This window comes from Allochromatium tepidum (assembly GCF_018409545.1).
In the GTDB taxonomy this organism is placed as follows: Bacteria; Pseudomonadota; Gammaproteobacteria; order Chromatiales; family Chromatiaceae; genus Thermochromatium; species Thermochromatium tepidum_A.
In genome coordinates this window covers 2,406,318-2,428,049 of the sequence record NZ_AP024563.1, presented here as the reverse complement: position 1 = coordinate 2,428,049, position 21,732 = coordinate 2,406,318, and the positions used below count along the sequence as shown (strand labels likewise).

Here is a 21,732-nt window from a genome sequence, read left to right as displayed (position 1 = left end):
TGACTCGAACGTCTTGAAGTCGGGCTAGGCGCGCTCGACGGCGAAGCTCAACACGGCGTCGATGTGCTCGTTGCCCGTGGCGAGCATCAGCAGGCGGTCGAGTCCGAGCGCCACGCCGGCGCACTCGGGCATCCCATGCGCGAGCGCCGCGAGCAGGGGTTCGTCGATGGGCGGCTCGGGTCGACCCTGGGCGCGCCGGATCTCGATGTCGGCCTGGAAACGCGCGCGTTGCTCCCGTGCGTCGATCAGCTCACCGAAGCCGTTGGCCAGCTCGATCCCGTCGATGTAGAGCTCGAAGCGCTCGGCGACCGGTACCTCGCCCGAGGTGCGCACGCGCGCCAGCGCGGCCTGACTCGGCGGATAGTCGCAGAGGAAGGTCAGTCTCTCCTGCCCCAGGCCGGGTTCCAGACATTGGGTCAGGAGTAGGTCGAGCCAACCGTCGCGATCCAGATCGAGTCCATCCAGCCCCCGGAGTCCGGCGCGCTCGGCGGTCCGGCGCAGTTCGGCAACCTCGGTGTGCCAGGGATCGATCCCGAGTCCATCGTGAAAGAGATCGCGATAGGTGACGTGCTCGATCGGCATCGCCGGTCGACCCAGAGCCAGCCTGACGAGCGCGCCGACTTCATCCATCAGGCGCTCATAGCTCCAGCCCGGCCGATACCACTCCAGCAGGCTGAACTCGGGATGATGACGACGCCCGCGCTCTTCGTCACGAAAGACCTTGCAGATCTGATAGACAGGCCCGATCCCGGCGGCCAGCAGCCGCTTCATCGCGAACTCGGGCGAGGTCTGGAGATAGAGCGGCCGGTCGGGGCCGAATCCGGCGATGTCGATCCGGGTCGAGAGGCTGGCCAGCGCCGGGTCCGTGACCGCCGCGCGCGACAGGATGGGCGTCTCGACCTCCAGGACGCCGGCCTCCCGGAAGAAGGCCCGGATTCCGGCATAGAGTTCGGCGCGCGCCCGGATCGCCGTCAGGTCGGCGTTCGGTCGCCAGTCCGCGCTGGAAACCTCGGTCATCACTCCTTGACGCGCGAGACGTATTCGCCGGTGCGGGTGTCGACCTTGATCAGCTCATCGGTCTGCACGAACAGGGGCACGCGCACCACGGCGCCGGTTTCGAGCGTGGCCGGCTTGCCGCCGCCGCCCGAGGTATCGCCGCGCACGCCGGGATCGGTCTCGGTGATCTTGAGCACCACGAAGTTCGGCGGCTCGACCGACAGCGGCGCGCCGTTCCAGAGCGTGACCTTGCAGATGTCGTTCTCCTTGATCCACTTGGCCGCCTCGCCGACGGCCGCCGCTGTGGCGGTCATCTGCTCGAAGCTCTCCTGGTGCATGAAGTGCCATTCCTCGCCGTCGTTGTAGAGATACTGCATGTCGGTATCATGCACGTCCGCCGCCTCGACGGTGTCGCCGGACTTGAAGGTCTTCTCGATCACGCGCCCGGTCTTGAGGTTGCGGATGCGAACGCGGTTGAAGGCCTGGCCCTTGCCGGGCTTGACGAACTCGTTCTCGACGATGCTGTATGGATCGCCGTCCAGCATGATCTTGAGTCCGCCCTTGAATTCGTTGGTGCTGTAGAACGCCATGTCATCCTCATTGCCTGTGAAAGTTAACCGGACAATGGTACCGCGAAGAACGGGGGCTTGTCAGAGCCAAGCGTGACGCTCGCGGGCCGATAGCGGTTGCGTCGCGTGCCCATACACTCAACAATTGAGGTTCGGCAGAGGCCCGCTCCGGCGCGGGTTCGAATACATTCAGGGATCGACATCATGCACCAACTCCTGCAACTCCACTCCAGCGTCCAGACCGCGTCCGGTCATGTCTGCCGTGTCGAGTCATTCATCGGCGGCGGACAGGGCGAGGTCTACCGCGCCCAACTCGACGGCCAGCCGATCGCGCTCAAGTGGTATTTCCCCGAACAGGCCACGCCCACGCAGCGGCAGAGTCTGGAGACGCTGATCCGCAAGGGGCCGCCGAGCGGGCATTTCCTGTGGCCATTGGAACTGGTGTCCGCGCCTGGGGTCGCCGGTTTCGGCTATCTGATGCCGCTGCGCGCAACACCGTTACGACTACGGTCAGCCGTTGGCGGCGGTGCAACCGCATCCATTACCGAAGCGAAGCCAACATGCGCCGTGCCATCCATCTCGACCGACTGGCCCAGGCCACCGAGGGCTATTCGGGCGCCGACATCGAATCCGTGGTCAAGGAGGCCATCGAACAAGCCTTCGTCGACGGGCGTTCGGCACTCGACAGCGACCGGCTGTTGCAGGTGATCGGCAACACCTACCCACTGGGCGAAGTGATGAAGAAAAAGTCGAAAGAATACGCCGAGCGCATCGTCGAGATGAAGATCAAACCGGCTTCCTGATACGCGATCCGGCAATGCAGGTCAGTGCGAGGCTTCTCGCAAGCCGATCAGATCCAACACCGCCCGCGCCGCCGTTGCGGCCGCATCAAGGCGCAATTCACGATGAATCCGCGCATATTCGCTCTGGATCTTGGCGATACGCTCCGGATCGTCCAGATAAGCGAGCAGGGCAGGGGCCAGACGTTCGGCCCGGCAGTCGCCTTGCAGGAACTCGGGCGCCAGCGCACGACCGGCGAGCAGATTGGCCATGGCGACATAGGGCACCTTGACCAGCTTCAGCCACCTGACCAGATGATAGGTCAGCGGATGCAGCCGATAGGCGACGACCATCGGCCGCTTGAGCAGCAGCGTCTCCAGGGTCGCGGTCCCCGAGGCGGTCAGCACGGCATCGGCGGCGGCGATGGCCTCGCGGCTGTGGCCATCGACCAGCCTGATCGGCAAGCCGGGATCGAGGCGCTGCAATTCGGCCTCGAACAGCGCCCTCAGTCGCGCGTTGACCAGCGGTACGACGAAACGCAACTCAGGCCGCGTCTGGAGACAGCGCCGTGCCGTGGCGATGAAGGGTGCCGCCAGCCGACGCATCTCGCCGGCACGGCTCCCAGGCAGCAGGGCGATGACCGGCACATCCACCGACAGTCCAAGCGCCGCGCGCACCTCGGCACGATCGACCTGGAGCGGAATCTCATCGGCCAGCGGATGACCGACATAGGTCGCCGGCACGCCATGCCGACGCAAGAAGTCTTCCTCGAATGGAAAGATGCACAGCATCCGGTCGACCGCGCGCCGGATCCCCTTGACCCGCCCGGCACGCCAGGCCCAGACGGTCGGGCTGACCAGATGCACGGTCTTGATCCCGCGCTCGCGCAGACGCCGCTCCAACCCCAGGTTGAAGTCGGGCGCGTCCACACCGATGAAGACCGCCGGCGGATGGGCGATGAAATGCTCCCGCAGTCGGCGGCGCAGACCCAGCAGCTCGGGCAGATGCGCCAGCACCTCGGTCAAGCCCATCACCGACAGTCGCTCCATGTCGAACAGGGTCTCACAGCCGACCTCACGCATCCGTGGACCGGCCACGCCGACGAAGCGCACCTCGGGACACTGCGCCCGGATCGCCCGCGCCAGCGCCGCGCCGAGCAGATCGCCCGACGGCTCGTTGGCGACCAGTCCGATGAGCAGCGGCTCGCGCGCGTCCGACCGAGCTTCCATGATCAGCGCGCCAACCCGCGTCCGGCGGCGCTGATGAAATCCAGCAGCGGCTGCAACTCGGGCGTGTCGGCGGTCATCTCGGCGATCTGAACCCGCGCCTCGTCGAGCTTGAGATTGGCCATATAGAGCGCGCGATAGGCGCGTTTGATGGCACGAATGGCTTCGGGCGAAAACCCGCGCCGTTTCAGACCCTCGCTGTTGATCCCATGCGGTTCGGCCGGATGCCCGCCGACCGTCACATAGGGCGGCACGTCGCGCGTGAGCACCGAGCCCATGGCACAGAAGGCATGGGCCCCGATGCGACAGAACTGATGCACGATGGTGAAACCGCCGAGGATCGCCCAGTCCCGGATCTCGACATGCCCGCCGAGCGAGGCGGCATTGGCCAGGATCACCTGATTGCCGATGCGGCAGTCATGGGCGACATGGGTATAGGCCATGAATAGGTTGTCGTCGCCGATGCGGGTCACGCCCTGATCCTGGACCGTGCCACGATGCAGGGTCGCGAACTCGCGCACCTGATTGCGATCGCCCATCTCCAGCCGGGTCGGCTCGCCGCTGTATTTCTTGTCCTGCGGATCCTCGCCGACCGAGGCGAACTGGAAGATCCGATTGTCGCGCCCGATCCGCATCGGCCCGCGCAACACGGCATGCGGCCCGATCCGGGTGCCGGCGTCGATCTCGACCCCGGCGCCGATCACGGCGAAGGGACCGACCTCGACCGACGAGTCGAGATCGGCGCCCGGATCGACCAGGGCGCTCGGGTGGATCAAGCGTCGAAGTCCCGCGCCGTGCACATGATCTCGGCGCTCGCGACCACCTTGTCGTCGACGCGCGCCTCGCCGTCGAACTTCCAGATGCCGCGGCGCACCGGACCCAGCCGGACTTCCATGATGAGCTGATCGCCCGGCTCGACCGGACGCTTGAAGCGTGCATTGTCGATGCCGACGAAGTAATAGAGCGATTTTTCACCGACCAGATCCGGACGCGAGGCCATCGCCAAGAGTCCGGTCGCCTGCGCCATGGCCTCGACGATCAGCACGCCGGGCATGACCGGGCGCACCGGGAAGTGACCCGTGAAAAATGGCTCGTTGAAGGTGACGTTCTTGAGCGCGGTCAGATACTCGTTGACCTTGTAGTCGATGACCTTGTCGACCAGAAGAAAGGGATAACGGTGCGGCAGAAGGCTCAGCACCTTATGAATATCCATCGTGCTCACGACATCCTCCGAACGACCCGCGTGTCGATCGGAATCCCGTGGATTCGAATCTGATCCATCCATCAGGACTCCCCCCGCTCGTGTGTTGCGTTCATGTTGGCAATAAGGGTTTCGAGTTGCTTGACTCGGCGCGTCAGCTCATCCAGATGTCTGAAACGCGCCACGTTGCGTCGCCAGTCCGCGCTTGGCATGGCTGGTATCCCACTGCTGTAGACACCAGGTTCCTTGAACGACCGGGTGACCATGGCCATGCCGGTGAAGTGCACGTTGTCGCCGATCTCCAGATGCCCGGCCATGCCGACCGCCCCGGCGATGGTGCAGTTGCGCCCGATGCGGGTCGAGCCGGAGATGCCGGTGTTGGCCGCCATGGCGGTGTTGTCGCCGACGACGACGTTGTGTCCGATCTGGATGTGGTTGTCGAGCTTGACCCCGTGGCCGATGACCGTATCACCGATGGCGCCGCGATCGACCGAGGTGTTGGCGCCGATCTCGACATCGTCGCCGAGCACCGCCCGTCCGATCTGGGGGATACGCACCCAGCGTTCGCCATCCTTCGCGAAGCCGAAGCCCTCGCGTCCGATCACCGCGCCCGGGTGGATCAGGGCGCGTTGGCCGACACGGGTGCCGGCGCACAGGGTCACGCGCGCCGTCAGCCGGCTGTCGGCGCCGACCTCGACGCCTTCGCCGAGGATGCAGCCGGGGCCGACGAAGACGCGCGGCCCGACCACCGCGCCGGCCTCCAGCACCGTCAGCGGACCGATCCAGGCGCTCGGATCGACCTGGGCGGCCGGATCGACCACGGCGGATGGGTGGATACCGCCGACGACCTCCGGGTATGGATGCAGCAGACGCGCTGCATGTGCGAAGGTCAGATAGGGATTGTCGCTGAGCAGCACCGGCACCTGGACGTCGCTACGCGCGTCAGATGCCTTGAGGATCACCGCCGAGGCGCCGGTCGTGGCCAGATGGGCGCGATAGGCCGGATCGCCGAGAAAACTCAGGCTGCCGACCCCGGCGCTGTCGAGCTGGGCGACATGGTCGACCACGACCTCACCGTCGCCACGCAGGGGCACGCCGAGCCGGGCGGCGAGTTCACCGAGACGGATCTGCACGGGATGGGTCTCCAAGCCGGAAAACGGGGGCGGCGCCTAGCGGGACGCCGAGGCGTCTGAGCGCGTCCCGGCGTTTTTGTTGAACTCTTGCTTCAGCCGCTCAATCACCAGATCCGAGATGTCGATACGCGGATTGGCATAGACCAGTCCGTCGCTGAGGATGAGGTCGATCTTCTGCTCCTTGGCCAGTTCGACCACGACCTCCTGGACCTGCCGCCCGAGCTTGGTACGCAACTCGTTCTGGCGCAACGCGAAATCGTCCTGGAACTCATCGCGCGCGTACTTGACCTTGCGCGTGCGGCTGCGGATGTCGTTCTGGAGCCGCTGGAGTTCGTTCTCGCTCATCAGCGGACCGTCGCGTTCGAGCTGACGTTGCAGGGCCGCGATCTGCTCCTGCTGTTCGCGCAGATCACGCTCGCGATCCTCGATCTCGCGCTGGAGCGCGTCGCGCGCGGCCTCATACTGGGGCGACTGCTCGACGACGCGGTTGGGATCGACCACGGCGATGCGATACTCGGAGTCGGCGGACCAGGCGGCCTGGACCGCGACTCCGAGCAATGCGGCCGCCACGAGCGGCGGGGCGAGTGTCTTCAAGGGCGCCTCCATGGTTCAGAAGGTCTGACCGAATCCGAACTGGAATACCTGTGTGTCGTCGCCGTCCTTCTCGTTGAGCGGGACGGCGAAGCTGATCGAGAGCGCCCCGACCGGCGAGAGCCAAGTCAGGGAGACGCCGGTCGAATAGCGCAGGTCGCCGAGATCGAAGCCGCTGTAGGTCAGCAGATTCGAGTCATAGGTCGACCAGACGTTACCGAAGTCCAGGAAGGCGCCCAGGCGCAGGGACTTCTCGAACTGCCCGCCGATCGGCGCCGGGGCGAAGAGTTCGATACTGCCCGCCAGCTTGAGGTTTCCGCCCACGGGATCGTCGCTGCCGACTTCGCGCGGGCCGAGCGTGTTGGACTTCCAGCCACGCACCGAGCGCGGACCGCCGGCATAGAAGTTCTCGAAGAAGGGCAGATAGTTGGTCTCGCCATAGCTGTCGCCATAGCCCAGGTTGGCGCTCATGGCGACGATGAAGCGCGAGGTCAGCGGGATGTAGATCTGTTCGTCGTAGCGGATCCGGTAGTACTGGAGATCGCTGCCGGGAACGGTCACGTCGGCCCGGATGCTGCGCAATGAGCCGCGTGTCGGAAACACGGCCTTGTCGCGCGTGTCGCGCGTGTAGCTGGCCGTGAGCGAGAAGTCGTTGAAGGTGTTGCCGTTGTCGGCGACGAACGCCTGGGCGATCTCGGACTCGCCGGCGGTGAAGTCGGTGTACTGATAGTCGAAACCCAGTCCGGCGCGGCTGGTATCCGTGATGGGCAGGCCGAAGTTCAGGCCGGCGATGCCGACGTCGGTCGAGTAGTCGGCTCCGACCAGTTCGTCGTAGTCGGTCTCGCGATAGGAGAGGTTGAAGCCGCGGCTGATGCCGTCGACCGTGTAATAGGGGTTGGTGTAGCCGAACTGATAGAGCGTGGTCGAGCTGCTGTTGTTGAAGGCGACCGCGACCCGCTTGCCGGTACCGAGGAAGTTGTTCTGGGTCACGCTGGCGTTGAGCAGGATGCCGTCGGACTGCGAGAAGCCGACACCGGCGGCCAGGTTGCCGGCGGGTTTCTCCTTGACCTTGACCTCGACGTCGACCTGATCGGCCGAGCCGGGCACGGCCGGAGTCTCGATGTCGACCTCCTCGAAATAACCCAGACGCTGTAACCGCTCGCGCGACTTGCGCACCAGATCGGCCGAGAACCAGGCGATTTCGAGCTGGCGCATCTCGCGGCGCAGCACCTCGTCGCGGGTGCGGGTGTTGCCCTGCATCTCGACACGGCGCACATAGACGCGCTTGCCGGCGTCGACGAAGAAGGTGACGGCGACCTCGTGCTTCTCCTCGTCGACCTCGGGGATGGTGTTGACGTTGGCGAAGGCGTAGCCCTCGTCGCTGAGCAGGTTGGAGATGCGCTCGGCGCTCTCGGTGGTGAGCTTGCGCGAGAAGAACTCGCCGCGTTTGAGATGGATCAGCGGAAAGATCTGCTCGGCGGGCACCGGGGGGTTGCCGGCGAGCTTGATGTCGCTGATGCGGAACGGCTGTCCTTCGTCGATGGTGACGGTGACATAGATGTCCTTCTTGTCGGCGCTGATCGAGACCTGGGTCGACTTGACGTCGAACTTGATGTAGCCGCGGTCGAGATAGAAGGAGCGCAGTGACTCCAGATCCCCGGCGAGCTTCTGCTTTGAGTACTGGTCGTTCTTGGTGTAGAAGGAGTTCCAGCGCGTCGGCCCCAGCTCGAACTGTTTGCGCAGTTCCTCGACCGGGAAGTCCCGGTTGCCGATGATGTTGATCTGCTTGATGCGCGCCGTCAGTCCCTCGACGATCTCGATGTTGACCGCGACCCGGTTGCGCTCCAGCGGCGAGACGGTCGACTGCACCACCACGCCGTACTTGCCGCGCGCGAAGTACTGCCGCTCCAGCTCCTGTTCGATGCGATCGAGCACCGAGCGGTTGAAGACGCGGCCTTGCTTGAGTCCGATGTCGGCCAGGGCGGCCTCGAGCGCCTTGGTCTCGATGTCCTTGTTGCCGCTGATCTTGATCTCGGCGATGGCCGGGCGCTCGCGCACCTGGATGACGAGCACGTTGCCGTCGCGCTCGACACGCACGTCGTCGAAGAAGCCGGTCTGATAGAGGGCGCGGATGATGCCGCCCGTCACATCGTCGCCGACGGTGTCGCCGACCTGGATCGGCAGATAATTGAAGACAGTGCCGGGAGCGATGCGGCGCAAGCCCTCGACCCGGATGTCGGCGACCTGGAAGACCTCCGCGATGGCCGTGCCCGGCACGCTCGAGACGAGAGCGCACAACAGGAGCGCTCGCCAGGCGCCATGGCGGAGTGACTGAGTTTTAGCGCGCAAGACGGTTTCCCCTGATTGAAGCCGGATCTGCCGGGCGGCCGGCATCCAAGGCGCGCTAGTATAAGGGATGCGCTCGGGTTAGCCCAATAGTCGCGACAGGTCGACGTAGAAGGCGAGCGTCATGAGCGCGGCCAGCAGCAGGAAGCCGATCTTCTGGCCCTGGAGCATGGCTTCCTCGGAGACCGGACTGCCCTTGATCCATTCGACCAGATAGAACATCAGGTGCCCGCCGTCGAGCACCGGGATCGGCAGCAGGTTGAGGATGCCCAGGCTGATGCTGATGATGGCCAGGAACTTGACGAAGGAGTCCAGACCATAGCTGGCGGTGCGTCCGGCGGTCTCGGCGATGCTGATCGGGCCGCTCAGGTTGTGGATCGAGGCCTCGCCGATCAGCATCCGGCCCATGACGCGCAGCATCAGGGCGCTCATCTCATAGGTTTTGCCGAACGCCAGCCCCAGGGCCTCGATCGGGCCGTGACTGACCCGTACCAGATAGTCTTCCATGAGATCCTCGCGCGCCTCGACCCCGGCGCCGATGCGCCCGACCGTGCGCCCGTCGGCGTCCATGGCGCGCGGGATGAGTTCGAGCCGCTGGAGTCCGGCGTCCGGACGCTCGATCTCGAGTGCGAGTCGCTGGTCGGGCCGGTCGCGCACCAACTCCACCAGCTCGCGCCAGGAGTCGATCGGCGTGCCGTCGATGGCGATCACCCGGTCGCCGGCACGCAGGCCCGCACGTTCAGCCGGCTCGCCCGGCAGGATCTCGCCGATCACGGCAGGAATGGACGGACGGCGTGGTGTGACGCCGAGGCGTGCCAGCAGATCCGGCTCCTCGCTCAGACCGGCGACGGATTCGCGCGGGATCAGCCGATTACGGACCTGATCGGCGTCGTCGCGCACCTGGACGATCAGGTCGTTTCCATCCATGGCGGCGACCGTCAGGGCGAGCAGGGCGTTCTCCCAGCTCTGGGCCGGGCGTTCGCCGATCGCCAGGATTTGGTCGCCGGGTCTGAAACCGGCCTCGGCGGCGATCGAGGCGGGTTCGACCTCGCCGACGATGGGTCTGAGTCCGGTGTCGCCGGTCATGAAGATGCCCCAGTAGGCGAGCACGGCGAACATCAGGTTGAACAGCGGACCGGCGACCACGATCGCCGAGCGTTTCCAGAGTGCCTGGCGGTTGAAGGCGCGATCGACCTCGTCGGCGGGGATCGGCTCATCGCTCTCGCGCTCGTCGAGCATCTTGACATAGCCGCCGAGCGGGATCGCGGCCACGACGTATTCGGTTCGGTCGGCCCCGAAGCGCCGGCTCAGGAGCGGTCGGCCGAAGCCGATGGAGAAGCGCAGCACCTTCACGCCGAGTTTTTGGGCCACCCAGAAGTGACCGAACTCATGCACGGTGATCAGGATCGCCAGGGCGACCAGGAAGGAGGCGATGGTGAAGAGCATGTCCATGGGCATTGTGGGCAGGAGGTTCGAATGAGTCGATACATGGGGGCGTGGGGATCATAAAACACGCCCGAGTCGATCGTCCAAGACGTCATCGGCTGTGTCGGCTCTCGCTGATGCGGCGCGACGAGATCGCCAACTATCGGCTGGAGATGACCTTCGACTGACGGGCGGCGACCCGAAGCCCGATAGCCGGTACGCTTAGTCGTCGCCCCAGGGGTCGATCACCTCGATGCCTGCCGCGCGAAACGGCGTTGTGTCCCTGGTGGCGACCGCAAAGCCATGGGCGAGGGCAATGGCGGCAATCAGCCCATCGGCTAGGGGGAGCGGCACGCCGGCGGCGGTCGTCGTGCGGGTGATCTCGGCATAGGCGCGGGCCGCCCGACGATCGAAATCGAGCAGACGACCGCCGAAGAGCCGGTCGAGCAGGTCCGCCAGGGAGGCTTCCAACGTGCGCTTGCGGGAACCCTCGGCAAGCAGGGCAACGCCCGCCCACAGCTCGGCGGCGTTGATCGCAGTGAGGTACAGGGTCTCCGGCGCCTGGGCGTCGAGCCAGGCCGTGACCTTATCGCTTCCGCGGGGACGCAGCGGCTCCGAGACCACGTTGGTGTCGAGGATTATCATTCGAAGGAGGCGGGCTCGATGGGCGACGGGTCACGGTGCAGTGGCAGTTCGACACCGCCGATCTGCTCGGCATAGCGGCGCAGCTCGGTGCCCAAGCGCAGGCCGCCCGGCGACCGGACGGCTTGGTTCAGGATGTCGCGGATCTCGGCCTCTGTGCTGCGGCCATGGGCCGCCGCCCGAACGCGAAGGGCGCGGTGGACCTCAGCGGGGAGATTGCGGACCGTAACGGTTGGCATGTTGACTGCATTCCAGGCAAATGATGGCATTGATGTCAAATTATGTATTTGATATCGGAGAGGTGCAAGCCGCCGTAGGAAACGACTGAACCCAAGTTGCCGCCCTCTGAGACTCGGAAGAGGAAATTGAGACTACAGGCCGGGATGAAGAAAGCGGTCTTGAGTTCGAATCCGGCGGCGGTCACGCTATGGATATGTTTGGGCAACAGGCGTTCGAGCAAACTGCCGGAGGTTTCAATGGCGTGAAGGGCCTGTGACATCAGATACGTCAAGGCCGGTGGATGGGCGCGCTTGGAGTTGCGGCGGCGTAGCGGCACCAGCCGGCGGTGTGCCTCGGCCGACAGATCCTCGTAGCGGTAATCGTCGTAGGCCTTGTCGCCGGTGATGGTCGCGCCTTCGGGCAGATCGAAGGCGTAGAGTTTGAGCGCCTTGGTGTCGTTGAGCGAGCCGGGGGTGAGGAAGAACTCCCCGGGTTGTCCGCGCGCGTTGACCATGAGATGGATCTTGAGGGCATAGCAAGCAAACCCCGATGGATGCCAACCCTTCAAGGTGGCAACTTGGGTTAGTACTCGTGCTGGGCCTCTCGGCTTGCAGCACCGTCAAGCACGAGCCGGCACCAGAGGCGCCCGCGCCCGTGGTCATGGAGCCAAAAGCCGATCGCGGTTGATCGCCTTGCCGCTTCGGCGGCGGTTGCTCCATATCTGGAGCCGATAGCGCATCATAAGCCGGCGCATGAGCCGTTATTCCAGGCTCATGCGCCGATTTCATTTCTGTGGTTCAGCCTGCCTGTGCCTGCACCAGCCGCTCGGCCTGCTCGCGCGCGCGCCTGTCGACATCGAGCAGGAACTCCAGCCCCTGTCCCTCGACCGACTCGCGCGGCAGTGCCTCCAGCGTCCCCTCGACCACGGCGGCGATGCCGGGAAAGTCGATACGCCGTTCGAGGAAGGCCGCGACCGCGATCTCATTCGCGGCATTGAGCACCGCCGGTGCCGTTCCACCCGCACGCGCCGACTCGAAGGCCAACCGCAGACAGGGGAAGCGCGCGAAGTCCGGTTCCTGGAAGTCGAGTCGGGCGACGGCGAACAGGTCGAGCGGCGTCACGCCCGAGTCGATGCGCTCCGGCCAACCCATGGCATGTGCGATCGGTGTACGCATGTCGGGATTGCCGAGCTGGGCCAGCACCGAGCCGTCCTCGTACTGCACCAGCGAATGGATGACGCTCTGCGGATGCACCACGACCTGGACATGGTCGGTATCCGTGCCGAACAGCCAGCAGGCCTCGATGACTTCGAGACCCTTGTTCATCATGGTCGCCGAGTCGACCGAGATCTTGCGCCCCATGTCCCAGGTCGGATGCGCGCACGCCTGTTCGGGCGTGACCGAGGACAGGCGTTCGAGCGGCCAGTCGCGGAAGGGGCCGCCCGAGGCCGTCAGCAGGATACGCCGCACCCCGACCCGTTCCAGCCCGTCGCTGAAGTTCGGCGGCAGACACTGGAAGATGGCGTTGTGCTCGCTGTCGATCGGCAGCAGTTCGGCACCGCTGTCGGCCACGGCCTGCATCAGCAGCGCCCCGGCGACCACCAGGGATTCCTTGTTGGCCAGCAGTACCCGCTTACCGGCACGCGCCGCGGCCAGGGTCGGACGCAGACCGGCCGCGCCGACGATGGCCGCCATCACATAGCCCACCTCGGGCAGGGCCGAGACCTGTTCGAGACCCTCGACGCCGGTGAGGATCTCGGGGCGCCCGGGCATGTCGGCCAGCAGCTCGCCCAGACGCCGCGCCGCCTCGGGGTCGACCATCACGGCATACCGAGGCCGGTGCCGGCGACACTGCTCGGCCAGCCGTTCGGCGTCGGTGTTGGCGGTGAGCGCCACCGCGCGGAAACGATCCGGATGACGCGCCAGCACGTCGAGCGTGCTGACGCCGATGGAGCCGGTGGCCCCGAGTACGGTCACGCCAATCACAGTCCTACTCCAGTCAGGTCAGGGCCCAGGTCATGCCCAGGGCATAGAGTGGGGCGGCCGCGGTCAGGCTGTCGATGCGATCGAGCAGACCGCCATGGCCGGGCAAGAGTCGGCTCGAATCCTTGAGTTGACGCCGGCGTTTGAGCAGGCTTTCGTAGAGATCACCGATGATCGACAGCATGGCGACCAGGATGCACAGAATCACGACGGCCAGCACGCCAAGAGGCGCCAGCCCGAGCCAGCCGGCGATGAGCACGCCGACGAGTGCCGCTCCGGCCAGGGCACCATAGGCACCGGCCCAAGTCTTGCCCGGACTGACCGTCGGGGCGAGCTTGGTCCGGCCCCAGCGCCGTCCGACGAAGTAGGCGGCCGAATCAGCCATCGCCATCAGGATCAGGAGCGAGAGCACCAGTCCGGGGCCACGTGATTCGATCTGATGCAGGCTCAACAGGGCCACCCAGGTCGAGGCCAGGATCAGCAGTCCGGTGATCAGCAGCAGGGGGCGCGGTCCCTCGACCGGCTCGATGCGCCGGATACGTGGAATGATCAGGCTCTGTGCGATCCACCAGATCAGGCTCGCCAGCAATAGCGGCGGCCAGCTCGACTCCGACCAGTGCCAGAGAGCGGCCAGTGTGGCGGCGATAAACGCCAGATAGAACCGGCGCGCGGCCTGTCCGCTGATGCCGGCCAGACCGCACCACTCCCAGGCGGCGATGAGCATGGCCGCGCCCAGGAAGAGCGCGAAGGCCCAGGTGGGCAACAGGAGCACGGCCCCGACCACGAGCGGCGCGAGCCAGAGCACGGTCTGGGCGCGGCGTCGCAGATTGTTCGAGGCGGGCGAGGATCTATCCGACACAGGCATCGACCAGGGTCGGGCGTCTGTCCTCGACTTGCTCGCCGGTGAGCCCGAAGCGACGCTGACGCCGGGCATAGTCGTCGAGCGCCTGACCATAGGCGGCGGCGCCGAAGTCGGGCCAGAAGACGTCCGAGAAATAGAGTTCGGAATAGGCCGACTGCCAGAGCACGAAATTGCTCAGACGCTGTTCGCCGCCGGTGCGGATGAACAGGTCCGGCTCGGGCAGGTCGGGGAAGGAGAGATGCTCGGCCAGCCGTCGCTCGTCGATCTGAGCCGGATCGAGCCGGCCGGACTGGACTTCGGAGGCCAGTCGTCGCACCGCCTGGACGATGTCCCAGCGCCCGCCGTAATTGGCCGCGACCTGGAGGTTGAGCCGGGTGTTGTCGGCGGTCAGGGCCTCGGCCTCGGCGATGCGGTGCTGGAGCTTCTCGGGGAAGGCGCCGCGCTCGCCGATGATGCGCAGACGGACCTGGTTCTCGTGCAGTCGCTTGGCCTCGCTGCGCAGGGCGCTCATGAAGAGCTCCATGAGGACGTTGACCTCGGTGCGCGGACGGCGCCAGTTCTCGCTGCTGAAGGCAAAGAGCGTCAGGGTCTCGACGCCCCGGCGCACGCTCTCCTCGACCACGGCGCGCACGCTCTTGACGCCCTCGCGATGGCCGGCCGTGCGCGGCAACCCGCGCTGTTTGGCCCAGCGCCCGTTGCCGTCCATGATGATGGCGACATGCCGGGGCACGCGCGGGTCGTGTGTGCGCTCCAGGGCGACCTCTGAGTCAGTATCCACAATAAATCGCAGGCGTTCTTGGCGAGCAGGCTCAGACTCAGATCGACATCAGATCCTGTTCTTTCTGGGCCAGCACGGCATCGACCTCCTTGATGTACTGATCGGTGAGCTTCTGCACGATCTCCTGACCGCGCCGCTCGTCGTCCTCGGAGATCTCTTTCTCCTTGACCAGATCCTTGAGGGTCTGATTGGCGTCGCGACGGATGTTGCGCACCGCCACACGCGCCTGCTCGGCCTCGTTGCGCGCGACCTTGATCAGATCGCGGCGGCGCTCCTCGGTCAGCGGCGGCATGGGCACGCGGATCGCGGTGCCGGCGGTGTTGGGATTGAGCCCGAGATCGGACTGCATGATCGCCTTCTCGATCGCCTGCACCATGTTGCGCTCCCAGGGCGTGACCAGCAGGGTGCGCGCGTCCTCGGCGTTGATGTTGGCGACCTGGCGGATCGGCACGTCCTGCCCGTAGTAGGAGACCATGATGTGGTCGAGCAGCGACGGATGGGCACGACCTGTGCGGATCTTGGCCAGTTCGTGGGTGAGCGACTCGACACTCTTGGCCATGCGCTCGGCGGCGTCTTGCTTGATATCGTCGATCATGATGTCAGTTTCCGCTTACGACCAGTGAGCCGACGTCCTCGCCGGCCAGGAGGCGGGGCAGGGCGTTCGGTTCGTTGATGTTCATGACCCGCAGGGGTATGGCGTGATCCCGGCACAGCACGATGGCGGTGGCGTCCATCACCCCGAGATTCTCGCGCAGCGCCTGATCATAGCTGAGTCGGGGATAGAAGACGGCGCCCGGCTCCTTCACCGGATCGGCGGAATAGACCCCGTCGACCTTGGTGGCCTTGATCAGCAGGTCGGCGCCGATCTCGATGGCGCGCAGACCGGCCGCCGAGTCGGTGGTGAAGAAGGGATTGCCGGTGCCGGCGGCGAAGATCACCACGCGCCCCTTCTCCAGATGACGCATGGCGCGGCGGCGGCTGTAGTCCTCGCAGACCTGATTGATCTTGAGGGCCGACATCACGCGCGTCGGCACCGACATCCGCTCCAGCACATCCTGCATCGCGAGCGCATTCATCACCGTGGCCAGCATACCGATCTGATCGCCCGTGACCCGATCCATACCGCGCTTGGCCAGTCCCGCGCCGCGAAAGATGTTGCCGCCCCCGATCACCAGCGCGACCTGGACGCCGGAGGCGATCAGATCGCGGACATCACCCGCGAGCCGCTCCAGGACGTCCGGATCGATGCCGTGGTCGCCCGCGCCCATCAGGGCCTCGCCGCTGAGTTTGAGCAGGATGCGTCGATACGCGGGAGCCGTCATGGACGCGGGCCTCGTGGTGATGTGATCGGATGGTCGGCAGGATACAGCAATGGCTCAGTTGCCGCGAACCTGTGCCATGACCTCTTCGGCGAAGTTCTCGACCTTCTTCTCGATGCCCTCGCCGACTTCCAGGCGCGTGAAGCGACGCACTTTGGCGCCAGACTGCTTGAGTAGTGCCTCGATAGATTGTTTGCTTTCCGACTTGACGAAGATCTGGCCCAATAGGGTTACATCGGAGATGTATTTGCGAATACGACCTTCGACCATTTTTTCGACAAGGGCCTCAGGTTTGTTCTCTTTCTGAGCTTGCTCACGAGATTGAACCTCTGCAATCTCTCTTTCCTTCGCTAGCACTTCAGCGGGTATTTGATCTGCGCTGATGTACATCGGATTCATGGCCGCGATATGCATGGCTACATCTCGACCGAGTTCTTCGTCGCCGCCGACCAGCTCGACCACCACGCCGATGCGCACGCCGTGACGGTAGCTGTGGAGCGCACCCTCGGCGCCGTCGAAGCGCACCAGACGACGCACCTGGATGTTCTCGCCGATCTTGGCGATCAGGGCCTCACGGGCGGCATCGACCGTGTTGCCGTCGGCCAGGGTCTGACCGGCCAGCGTCTCGGCATCGGCGACACCGCTGCTGAGTGCGGCGGCGGTGACGGCCTCGGCGAACTCCAGGAAGTTGGAGTCCTTGGCGACGAAGTCGGTCTCGCAGTTGATCTCGACCATGACGCCGTTCTTACCGTCGGCGGCGATCCGGATCATGACCACACCCTCGGCGGCGGTGCGGCCGGACTTCTTGGCGGCCTTGGCCTGACCGGACTTGCGCATGGCCTCGATGGCGGCCTCGATGTCTCCGTTGGTTTCCACGAGCGCGGCCTTGCACTCCATCATGCCGGCGCCGGTGCGCTCGCGCAGTTCCTTGACCAATGCGGCTGTAATCGCCATGACTAGAACACCTCGTCGACCCGCTCGGGGTCTGCTTGAATTCGGATGAAGAGCCGCCGCGCCGGGCGGCGTCCCGCAAAACTGGATCGGTCGAAACAGGCGGCGCGCCCCGTCCGCTCGGAACGGGGCGGGCGAGCGATCACGCCTCGGCCTGGGCCTCGTCCTGGATGGAACCCGCGCCACGGCCGACCATGGCGGCAGCGGTGCTGCGACCGTCGAGGATGGCGTCGGCGGCGCCGGCGATGTAGAGACGCACGGCACGGATGGCGTCATCGTTGCCGGGGATGACGTAGTCGACGTTGCTCGGGTCGTTGTTGGTGTCGACCACGCCGATGACCGGGATACCGAGCTTGTTGGCCTCGGTCACGGCGATCTTCTCGTGACCGACGTCGATGACGAACATGGCATCCGGCAGGCTGTCCATATTCTTGATGCCGCCGAGGCTCAGTTCGAGCTTGTCACGCTCGCGCGACAGGCCCAGAGCTTCCTTCTTGTTGAAGCGCTCGATGGTGCCGCTCTCGAACATGGCCTCCAGATCCTTCAGCCGCTTGACCGACTGACGGATGGTCTTGAAGTTGGTGAGCATGCCGCCGAGCCAGCGGTGGTTGACGAAGGGCATGCCGCAACGCTCGGCCTCTTCGCGGATGGCGTCGCGCGCGGCGCGCTTGGTGCCGACGAAGAGGATCTTGCCGCCGTTCGCGGCCAGGGTGCCCATGAAGTTCACGGCGTCCTGGTAGAGCGGCAGGGTCTTTTCGAGGTTGATGATGTGGATCTTGTTGCGCTGCCCGAAGATGAAGGCCCCCATCTTGGGGTTCCAGTAACGGGTCTGGTGGCCGAAATGGACTCCGGCCTCCAGCATCTGGCGCATGGTGACGTTGCTCACGATCTTCGCTTCCTGAATCTGAAACGGTTGGGTTGGACCTCCACGCGCCCCAGGCGACAACCCGAGTCGACGGGCACCCAGTCATCTGTGACGGCGCGTGTGTGGACGGATCGGCGCGTCTCTTCCAACGAAGTAAACGGCCTGGCCGAAGGGCCAAACGAAAAAAGAGCGGAAACGCGAATTTCCGCCTTGGTGCCGCCGTCGCAAGCCCCCACCATGAACCATGGCAGGCAGTCGTCAATTGCGACGGCGCGCCGCATTTTATACCATGACCGGTTACACAGGGGCAAATGCCCGAACGCCTGACGAGCCGAATCGATACCAAAAGACCGTGGATGCTTCCAATCGCAAGATGAATGTGCGGATCAAGACCCCAGAGGCGATCGAGAAGATGCGCCTCGCCTGCCGTCTGGCCGCCGACGTGCTCGACATGATCGAGCCCCATGTCCAACCCGGAGTCGCCACCGAGGAACTCGACCGGCTCTGCCACGACTACATCGTCGACCATCAGGGCGCCATCCCGGCCCCGCTCGACTATCGCGGCTTCCCCAAGTCGATCTGTACCTCGGTCAACCACCAGGTCTGCCACGGCATCCCGAGCAACAAGCGGCTCAAGAAGGGCGATATCGTCAACATCGACATCACCGTGATCAAGAACGGCTATCACGGCGACACCAGCCGCATGTTCTTCGTCGGCGAGCCGTCCGTCCTCGCCCGTCGGCTGGTGACCGTCACCCAGCAGGCGATGATGCTCGGCATCGCCGCCGTCAAGCCCGAGGCCACGCTCGGCGACATCGGGCACGCCATCCAGCGTTTCGTCGAGACCCAGGGCTATTCGGTGGTGCGCGAATACTGCGGACACGGCATCGGCGAGGAGTTCCACGAAGATCCGCAGGTGCTGCACTACGGCAAGCCGGGCGAAGGTCTGCGGCTCAAGCCGGGGATGTGCTTCACCATCGAACCCATGGTCAATGCCGGCAAGCGCTTCATCAAGGTGCTGCCGGACGGCTGGACGGTCGTCACCAAGGATCGCAGTCTCTCGGCCCAGTGGGAGCACACCATCCTGGTCACCGAGACCGGCCACGAGATCCTCACTCTGCGCGCCGCCGAGCGCGCGGCCCAGGGCGTCTCATGACCCAGGGCGCCTCCCTGCTCGCCGCCACCGCGCCGGTCGACGCGACGCTCTCGCCGTCGGACTCGCTGCGCTATTTCAAAGACCGGCTGAAGACAGGGAAGGACACGCTCTACCGGCACTATGATCAGGGCGTCCCGGTCACGCGCCTGGTCCGGGAACTCAGTGAGCTCATCGACGCCGTCCTGCGCGATCTCTGGAACCTGAATCTCGGCGAGTCACCCAGGGCGGCCTTGATCGCGGTCGGCGGCTATGGGCGACGCGAACTCCATCCGGCCTCCGACATCGACATCCTGATCCTGATCGATGCCGAACCGGCTCCTCCGTTGCTCGAATCCATCGAACGCCTGCTGACCCTACTATGGGACATCGGGCTGGAGGTCGGTCACAGCGTCCGCACCGTCGGTGACTGCGTCCGCGAGGCCGAGGCCGACGTCACGGTCATGACCAACCTGCTGGAAGCGCGTTGGCTGACGGGTTCCGAGACGCTGTTCCGGCAGATGCGAGAGGCCACCGGACCCGACCGTCTCTGGGACAGCGAAGCATTCTTCGCCGCCAAGACCCAGGAACAGCGCGCGCGCCGGCTCAAATACGGCGACACGGCCTACAACCTCGAGCCCAACATCAAGGAGAACCCCGGCGGCCTCCGGGACATCCAGATGATCGGCTGGGTGGCCAAGCGGCATTTCGGCGCCGAGACCCTGCACGAGCTGGTCGACCACGGTTTCCTGACCGAATCCGAGCACCAGACCCTGATCGGCGGCCAGACCCTGCTGTGGCGCATCCGCTTCGCGCTGCACCGGCTGGCCGGGCGGCACGAAGACCGGCTGCTGTTCGACTATCAGCGCACCCTGGCGCGTCAGTTCGGCTTCAGCGACGGCGAGAACAATCTGGCCGTCGAGCAGTTCATGCAGCAGTACTATCGCACCGTCCAGGAGCTCAATCAGCTCAACGAGATGCTGTTGCAGCTCTTCGGCGAGGCGATCCCGCTGCACGACGACATCGGCCCGCCGGTGCCGATCAACAAGCGCTTCCAGTCGCGCAGCGGCTATCTGGAGGTCACCTCGCCGGGCGTGTTCCGGCGCACGCCGATCGCGTTGCTGGAGGTCTTCCACATCCTCCAGACCCATCCCGAACTCGAGGGCGTGCGCGCGAGCACCATCCGGTTGATCCGCGAGAACCGCCATCGCATCGACGACGCCTTCCGCGCCGATCTGCGCGCGCGCAGCCTGTTCATGGAGATCCTGCGCGAACCGATCGGACTCACCCACGCCATGCGCCGCATGAGCCGTTATGGCGTGCTCGCCGCCTATATCCCGGCCTTCGCCAACATCGTCGGGCGGATGCAGTACGACCTGCTGCACGTCTACACGGTCGATGAGCACACCCTGATGCTGGTGCGCAACCTGCGCCGCTTCGTCATCCCCAAGCACGACGAGGAGTTCCCGCTCTGCAGCGCGGTGGCGCGACGCATCCCCAAGCTGGAGCTGCTCTATCTGGCCGGACTCTTCCACGACATCGCCAAGGGGCGGGGCGGTGACCACTCCACCCTCGGCGCGCGCGATGCCTGGGACTTCTGCCGACACCATGGTCTGAGCGAATTCGACAGCCGGCTGGTATCCTGGTTGGTCGAACAGCATCTGGTGATGTCCATGACCGCGCAGAGCAAGGACATCGGCGATCCGGAGGTCATCCAGTCCTTCGCCGCCCTGATCGGCGATCCGACCCGGCTCGACTATCTCTATCTGCTGACCGTAGCCGACGCGCGCGCCACCAATCCGGGACGCTGGAACAGCTGGCTCGACGCCCTGCTGCGCGAGCTCTACTACGGCACCCGGCGCGCGCTGCTGCGCGGACTCGACAACCCCCAGGCCCAGGACGAGCTGATCGTCCAGAAGCAGGCCGAGGGTCTGCGTCTGGTGGCGCGCTACGGGGTCGAGCCGGACAGCTGTCAGGCGCTCTGGCAGCGCTTCAACCGCGACTTCTTCCTCTACAACTCGCCCGACGAGATCGCCTGGCAGACGCGGCGCATCCTGGAGACCGCGCCTGAGGAATTGCCGTTGATCGACATCCGTCCCATCACCGCGCGCGGCGGCAGCGAGATCTTCATCTACTCGCGCGACGGCGACAATCTGTTCGCCCGCACCACGGCCGCGCTCGATCAGATGGGGCTGAACGTCATGGATGCCCGCGTCATGACCACCAGCGACGGTCTGGTGGTCAACAGCTATCAGGTGCTCGACCTGGACGGTGCGCCGCTCGGCGATCCCGAGCGCGTCGCCGAGATCCGCGACCAGCTCGGTGCGCGCATCACCGGACCGGCGCGCGACAGTCTCCGGGTCACGCGCACACCCTCGCGCCGGCACCGTCACTTCCCGATCGAAACGCGCGTCTCCTTCGCCGCCGACGAGTCCAATCAGCGCACCATCATGCGCCTGACCACGCTCGATCGACCCGGCCTACTCGCCGAGGTCGGGGCCGTGTTCGAGCAGTGCGGCATCCGGCTCCAGAACGCCAAGATCGCCACCGTCGGCGCCGAGGTCGACGACGTCTTCTTCATCACCACCGCCGAGGAGACCCCCATCACCTGCGAGCAGTCGCTGGCCTGTCTGAGGCGTGAGATCCATGATCGCATCAAGGCACGCAATGCGACCTGAGTCGGGTCGGATCTCGGGCGCACGCCTGATCGGGTGC

At 65.4% G+C, this 21,732-nt stretch carries 21 protein-coding genes and 1 pseudogene; 3 read left to right on the top strand and 19 right to left on the bottom strand.

Annotation, left to right across the window (positions count from 1 at the left end):
• Positions 1-24: 24 nt before the first annotated feature.
• Together epmA and efp are read right to left on the bottom strand one after the other, a co-directional pair.
• Positions 25-1,017, bottom strand: coding sequence for an EF-P lysine aminoacylase EpmA (gene epmA / locus Atep_RS11715; RefSeq protein WP_213378686.1), 993 nt, complete (start codon positions 1,015-1,017; stop codon positions 25-27).
• A complete protein-coding gene (efp, locus tag Atep_RS11710; RefSeq protein WP_012970957.1) occupies positions 1,017-1,586 on the bottom strand; it encodes an elongation factor P in 570 nt (189 codons plus the stop codon). The genes epmA and efp overlap by 1 nt, the downstream gene beginning before the upstream one ends.
• Positions 1,587-2,125: 539 nt before the next feature.
• Between efp and Atep_RS11705 the strand changes: the two genes are divergently transcribed.
• Positions 2,126-2,368 carry a hypothetical protein gene (locus Atep_RS11705; protein WP_236786168.1) on the top strand — a complete coding sequence of 81 codons (243 nt, stop codon included), beginning with the start codon at positions 2,126-2,128 and terminating at the stop codon, positions 2,366-2,368.
• A 21-nt stretch (positions 2,369-2,389) separates the two neighbouring features.
• On the opposite strand, the gene lpxB is transcribed toward Atep_RS11705, so the two are convergent.
• The 17 genes and pseudogenes from lpxB to rpsB all read right to left on the bottom strand — a co-directional run bounded on the left by lpxB (position 2,390) and on the right by rpsB (position 17,891).
• The gene (gene lpxB / locus Atep_RS11700) at positions 2,390-3,574 is read right to left on the bottom strand and encodes a lipid-A-disaccharide synthase (protein WP_213378685.1); all 1,185 of its coding nucleotides are present in this window, start codon (positions 3,572-3,574) and stop codon (positions 2,390-2,392) included.
• Positions 3,575-3,576: 2 nt separating this feature from the next.
• A complete protein-coding gene (lpxA, locus tag Atep_RS11695) occupies positions 3,577-4,347 on the bottom strand; it encodes an acyl-ACP--UDP-N-acetylglucosamine O-acyltransferase (protein ID WP_213378684.1) in 771 nt (256 codons plus the stop codon).
• Positions 4,344-4,856 carry a 3-hydroxyacyl-ACP dehydratase FabZ gene (fabZ, locus tag Atep_RS11690; RefSeq protein ID WP_213378683.1) on the bottom strand — a complete coding sequence of 171 codons (513 nt, stop codon included), beginning with the start codon at positions 4,854-4,856 and terminating at the stop codon, positions 4,344-4,346. Before fabZ ends, lpxA begins: the two co-directional genes overlap by 4 nt.
• Positions 4,856-5,905 carry a UDP-3-O-(3-hydroxymyristoyl)glucosamine N-acyltransferase gene (lpxD, locus tag Atep_RS11685; protein WP_213378682.1) on the bottom strand — a complete coding sequence of 350 codons (1,050 nt, stop codon included), beginning with the start codon at positions 5,903-5,905 and terminating at the stop codon, positions 4,856-4,858. The genes fabZ and lpxD overlap by 1 nt, the downstream gene beginning before the upstream one ends.
• Before the next feature lie 36 nt (positions 5,906-5,941).
• Complete coding sequence (locus Atep_RS11680; protein ID WP_236786165.1) at positions 5,942-6,499, bottom strand: OmpH/Skp family outer membrane protein; 558 nt, start codon at positions 6,497-6,499, stop codon at positions 5,942-5,944.
• 15 nt (positions 6,500-6,514) lie between these two features.
• Positions 6,515-8,845: an outer membrane protein assembly factor BamA gene (bamA, locus tag Atep_RS11675; RefSeq protein WP_213378680.1), complete on the bottom strand. Its 2,331-nt coding sequence runs from the start codon at positions 8,843-8,845 to the stop codon at positions 6,515-6,517.
• Positions 8,846-8,923: 78 nt separating this feature from the next.
• Positions 8,924-10,294 carry an RIP metalloprotease RseP gene (gene rseP, locus Atep_RS11670; protein WP_213381629.1) on the bottom strand — a complete coding sequence of 457 codons (1,371 nt, stop codon included), beginning with the start codon at positions 10,292-10,294 and terminating at the stop codon, positions 8,924-8,926.
• 195 nt (positions 10,295-10,489) lie between these two features.
• Complete coding sequence (locus Atep_RS11665) at positions 10,490-10,912, bottom strand: type II toxin-antitoxin system VapC family toxin (RefSeq protein WP_213378679.1); 423 nt, start codon at positions 10,910-10,912, stop codon at positions 10,490-10,492.
• Entirely contained in the window at positions 10,909-11,148 is a 240-nt protein-coding gene (locus Atep_RS11660) for a FitA-like ribbon-helix-helix domain-containing protein (protein WP_213378678.1), read from the bottom strand. Before Atep_RS11660 ends, Atep_RS11665 begins: the two co-directional genes overlap by 4 nt.
• A 116-nt stretch (positions 11,149-11,264) precedes the next feature.
• A pseudogene (locus Atep_RS11655) lies at positions 11,265-11,663 on the bottom strand (transposase family protein); the annotation flags it as partial.
• Positions 11,664-11,925: 262 nt separating this feature from the next.
• A complete protein-coding gene (gene ispC, locus Atep_RS11650) occupies positions 11,926-13,113 on the bottom strand; it encodes a 1-deoxy-D-xylulose-5-phosphate reductoisomerase (RefSeq protein ID WP_213378677.1) in 1,188 nt (395 codons plus the stop codon).
• Between the two features lie 13 nt (positions 13,114-13,126).
• Entirely contained in the window at positions 13,127-13,975 is an 849-nt protein-coding gene (locus Atep_RS11645) for a phosphatidate cytidylyltransferase (protein ID WP_213378676.1), read from the bottom strand.
• Positions 13,959-14,750 carry an isoprenyl transferase gene (locus Atep_RS11640; protein WP_213378675.1) on the bottom strand — a complete coding sequence of 264 codons (792 nt, stop codon included), beginning with the start codon at positions 14,748-14,750 and terminating at the stop codon, positions 13,959-13,961. Before Atep_RS11640 ends, Atep_RS11645 begins: the two co-directional genes overlap by 17 nt.
• Positions 14,751-14,787: 37 nt before the next feature.
• A complete protein-coding gene (gene frr / locus Atep_RS11635; RefSeq protein WP_213378674.1) occupies positions 14,788-15,345 on the bottom strand; it encodes a ribosome recycling factor in 558 nt (185 codons plus the stop codon).
• A gap of 4 nt (positions 15,346-15,349) precedes the next feature.
• Positions 15,350-16,072: a UMP kinase gene (gene pyrH, locus Atep_RS11630; RefSeq protein WP_213378673.1), complete on the bottom strand. Its 723-nt coding sequence runs from the start codon at positions 16,070-16,072 to the stop codon at positions 15,350-15,352.
• A 54-nt stretch (positions 16,073-16,126) separates the two neighbouring features.
• Complete coding sequence (gene tsf, locus Atep_RS11625; protein ID WP_213378672.1) at positions 16,127-17,023, bottom strand: translation elongation factor Ts; 897 nt, start codon at positions 17,021-17,023, stop codon at positions 16,127-16,129.
• 139 nt (positions 17,024-17,162) lie between these two features.
• A complete protein-coding gene (gene rpsB, locus Atep_RS11620) occupies positions 17,163-17,891 on the bottom strand; it encodes a 30S ribosomal protein S2 (protein WP_213381626.1) in 729 nt (242 codons plus the stop codon).
• A gap of 346 nt (positions 17,892-18,237) precedes the next feature.
• Here rpsB and map point away from each other — a divergent pair, with 346 nt between their 5' ends.
• Both map and glnD read left to right on the top strand, forming a co-directional pair.
• A complete protein-coding gene (gene map / locus Atep_RS11615) occupies positions 18,238-19,041 on the top strand; it encodes a type I methionyl aminopeptidase (protein ID WP_272876287.1) in 804 nt (267 codons plus the stop codon).
• Entirely contained in the window at positions 19,038-21,695 is a 2,658-nt protein-coding gene (gene glnD / locus Atep_RS11610) for a [protein-PII] uridylyltransferase (RefSeq protein WP_213378671.1), read from the top strand. Before map ends, glnD begins: the two co-directional genes overlap by 4 nt.
• Positions 21,696-21,732 lie beyond the last annotated feature (37 nt).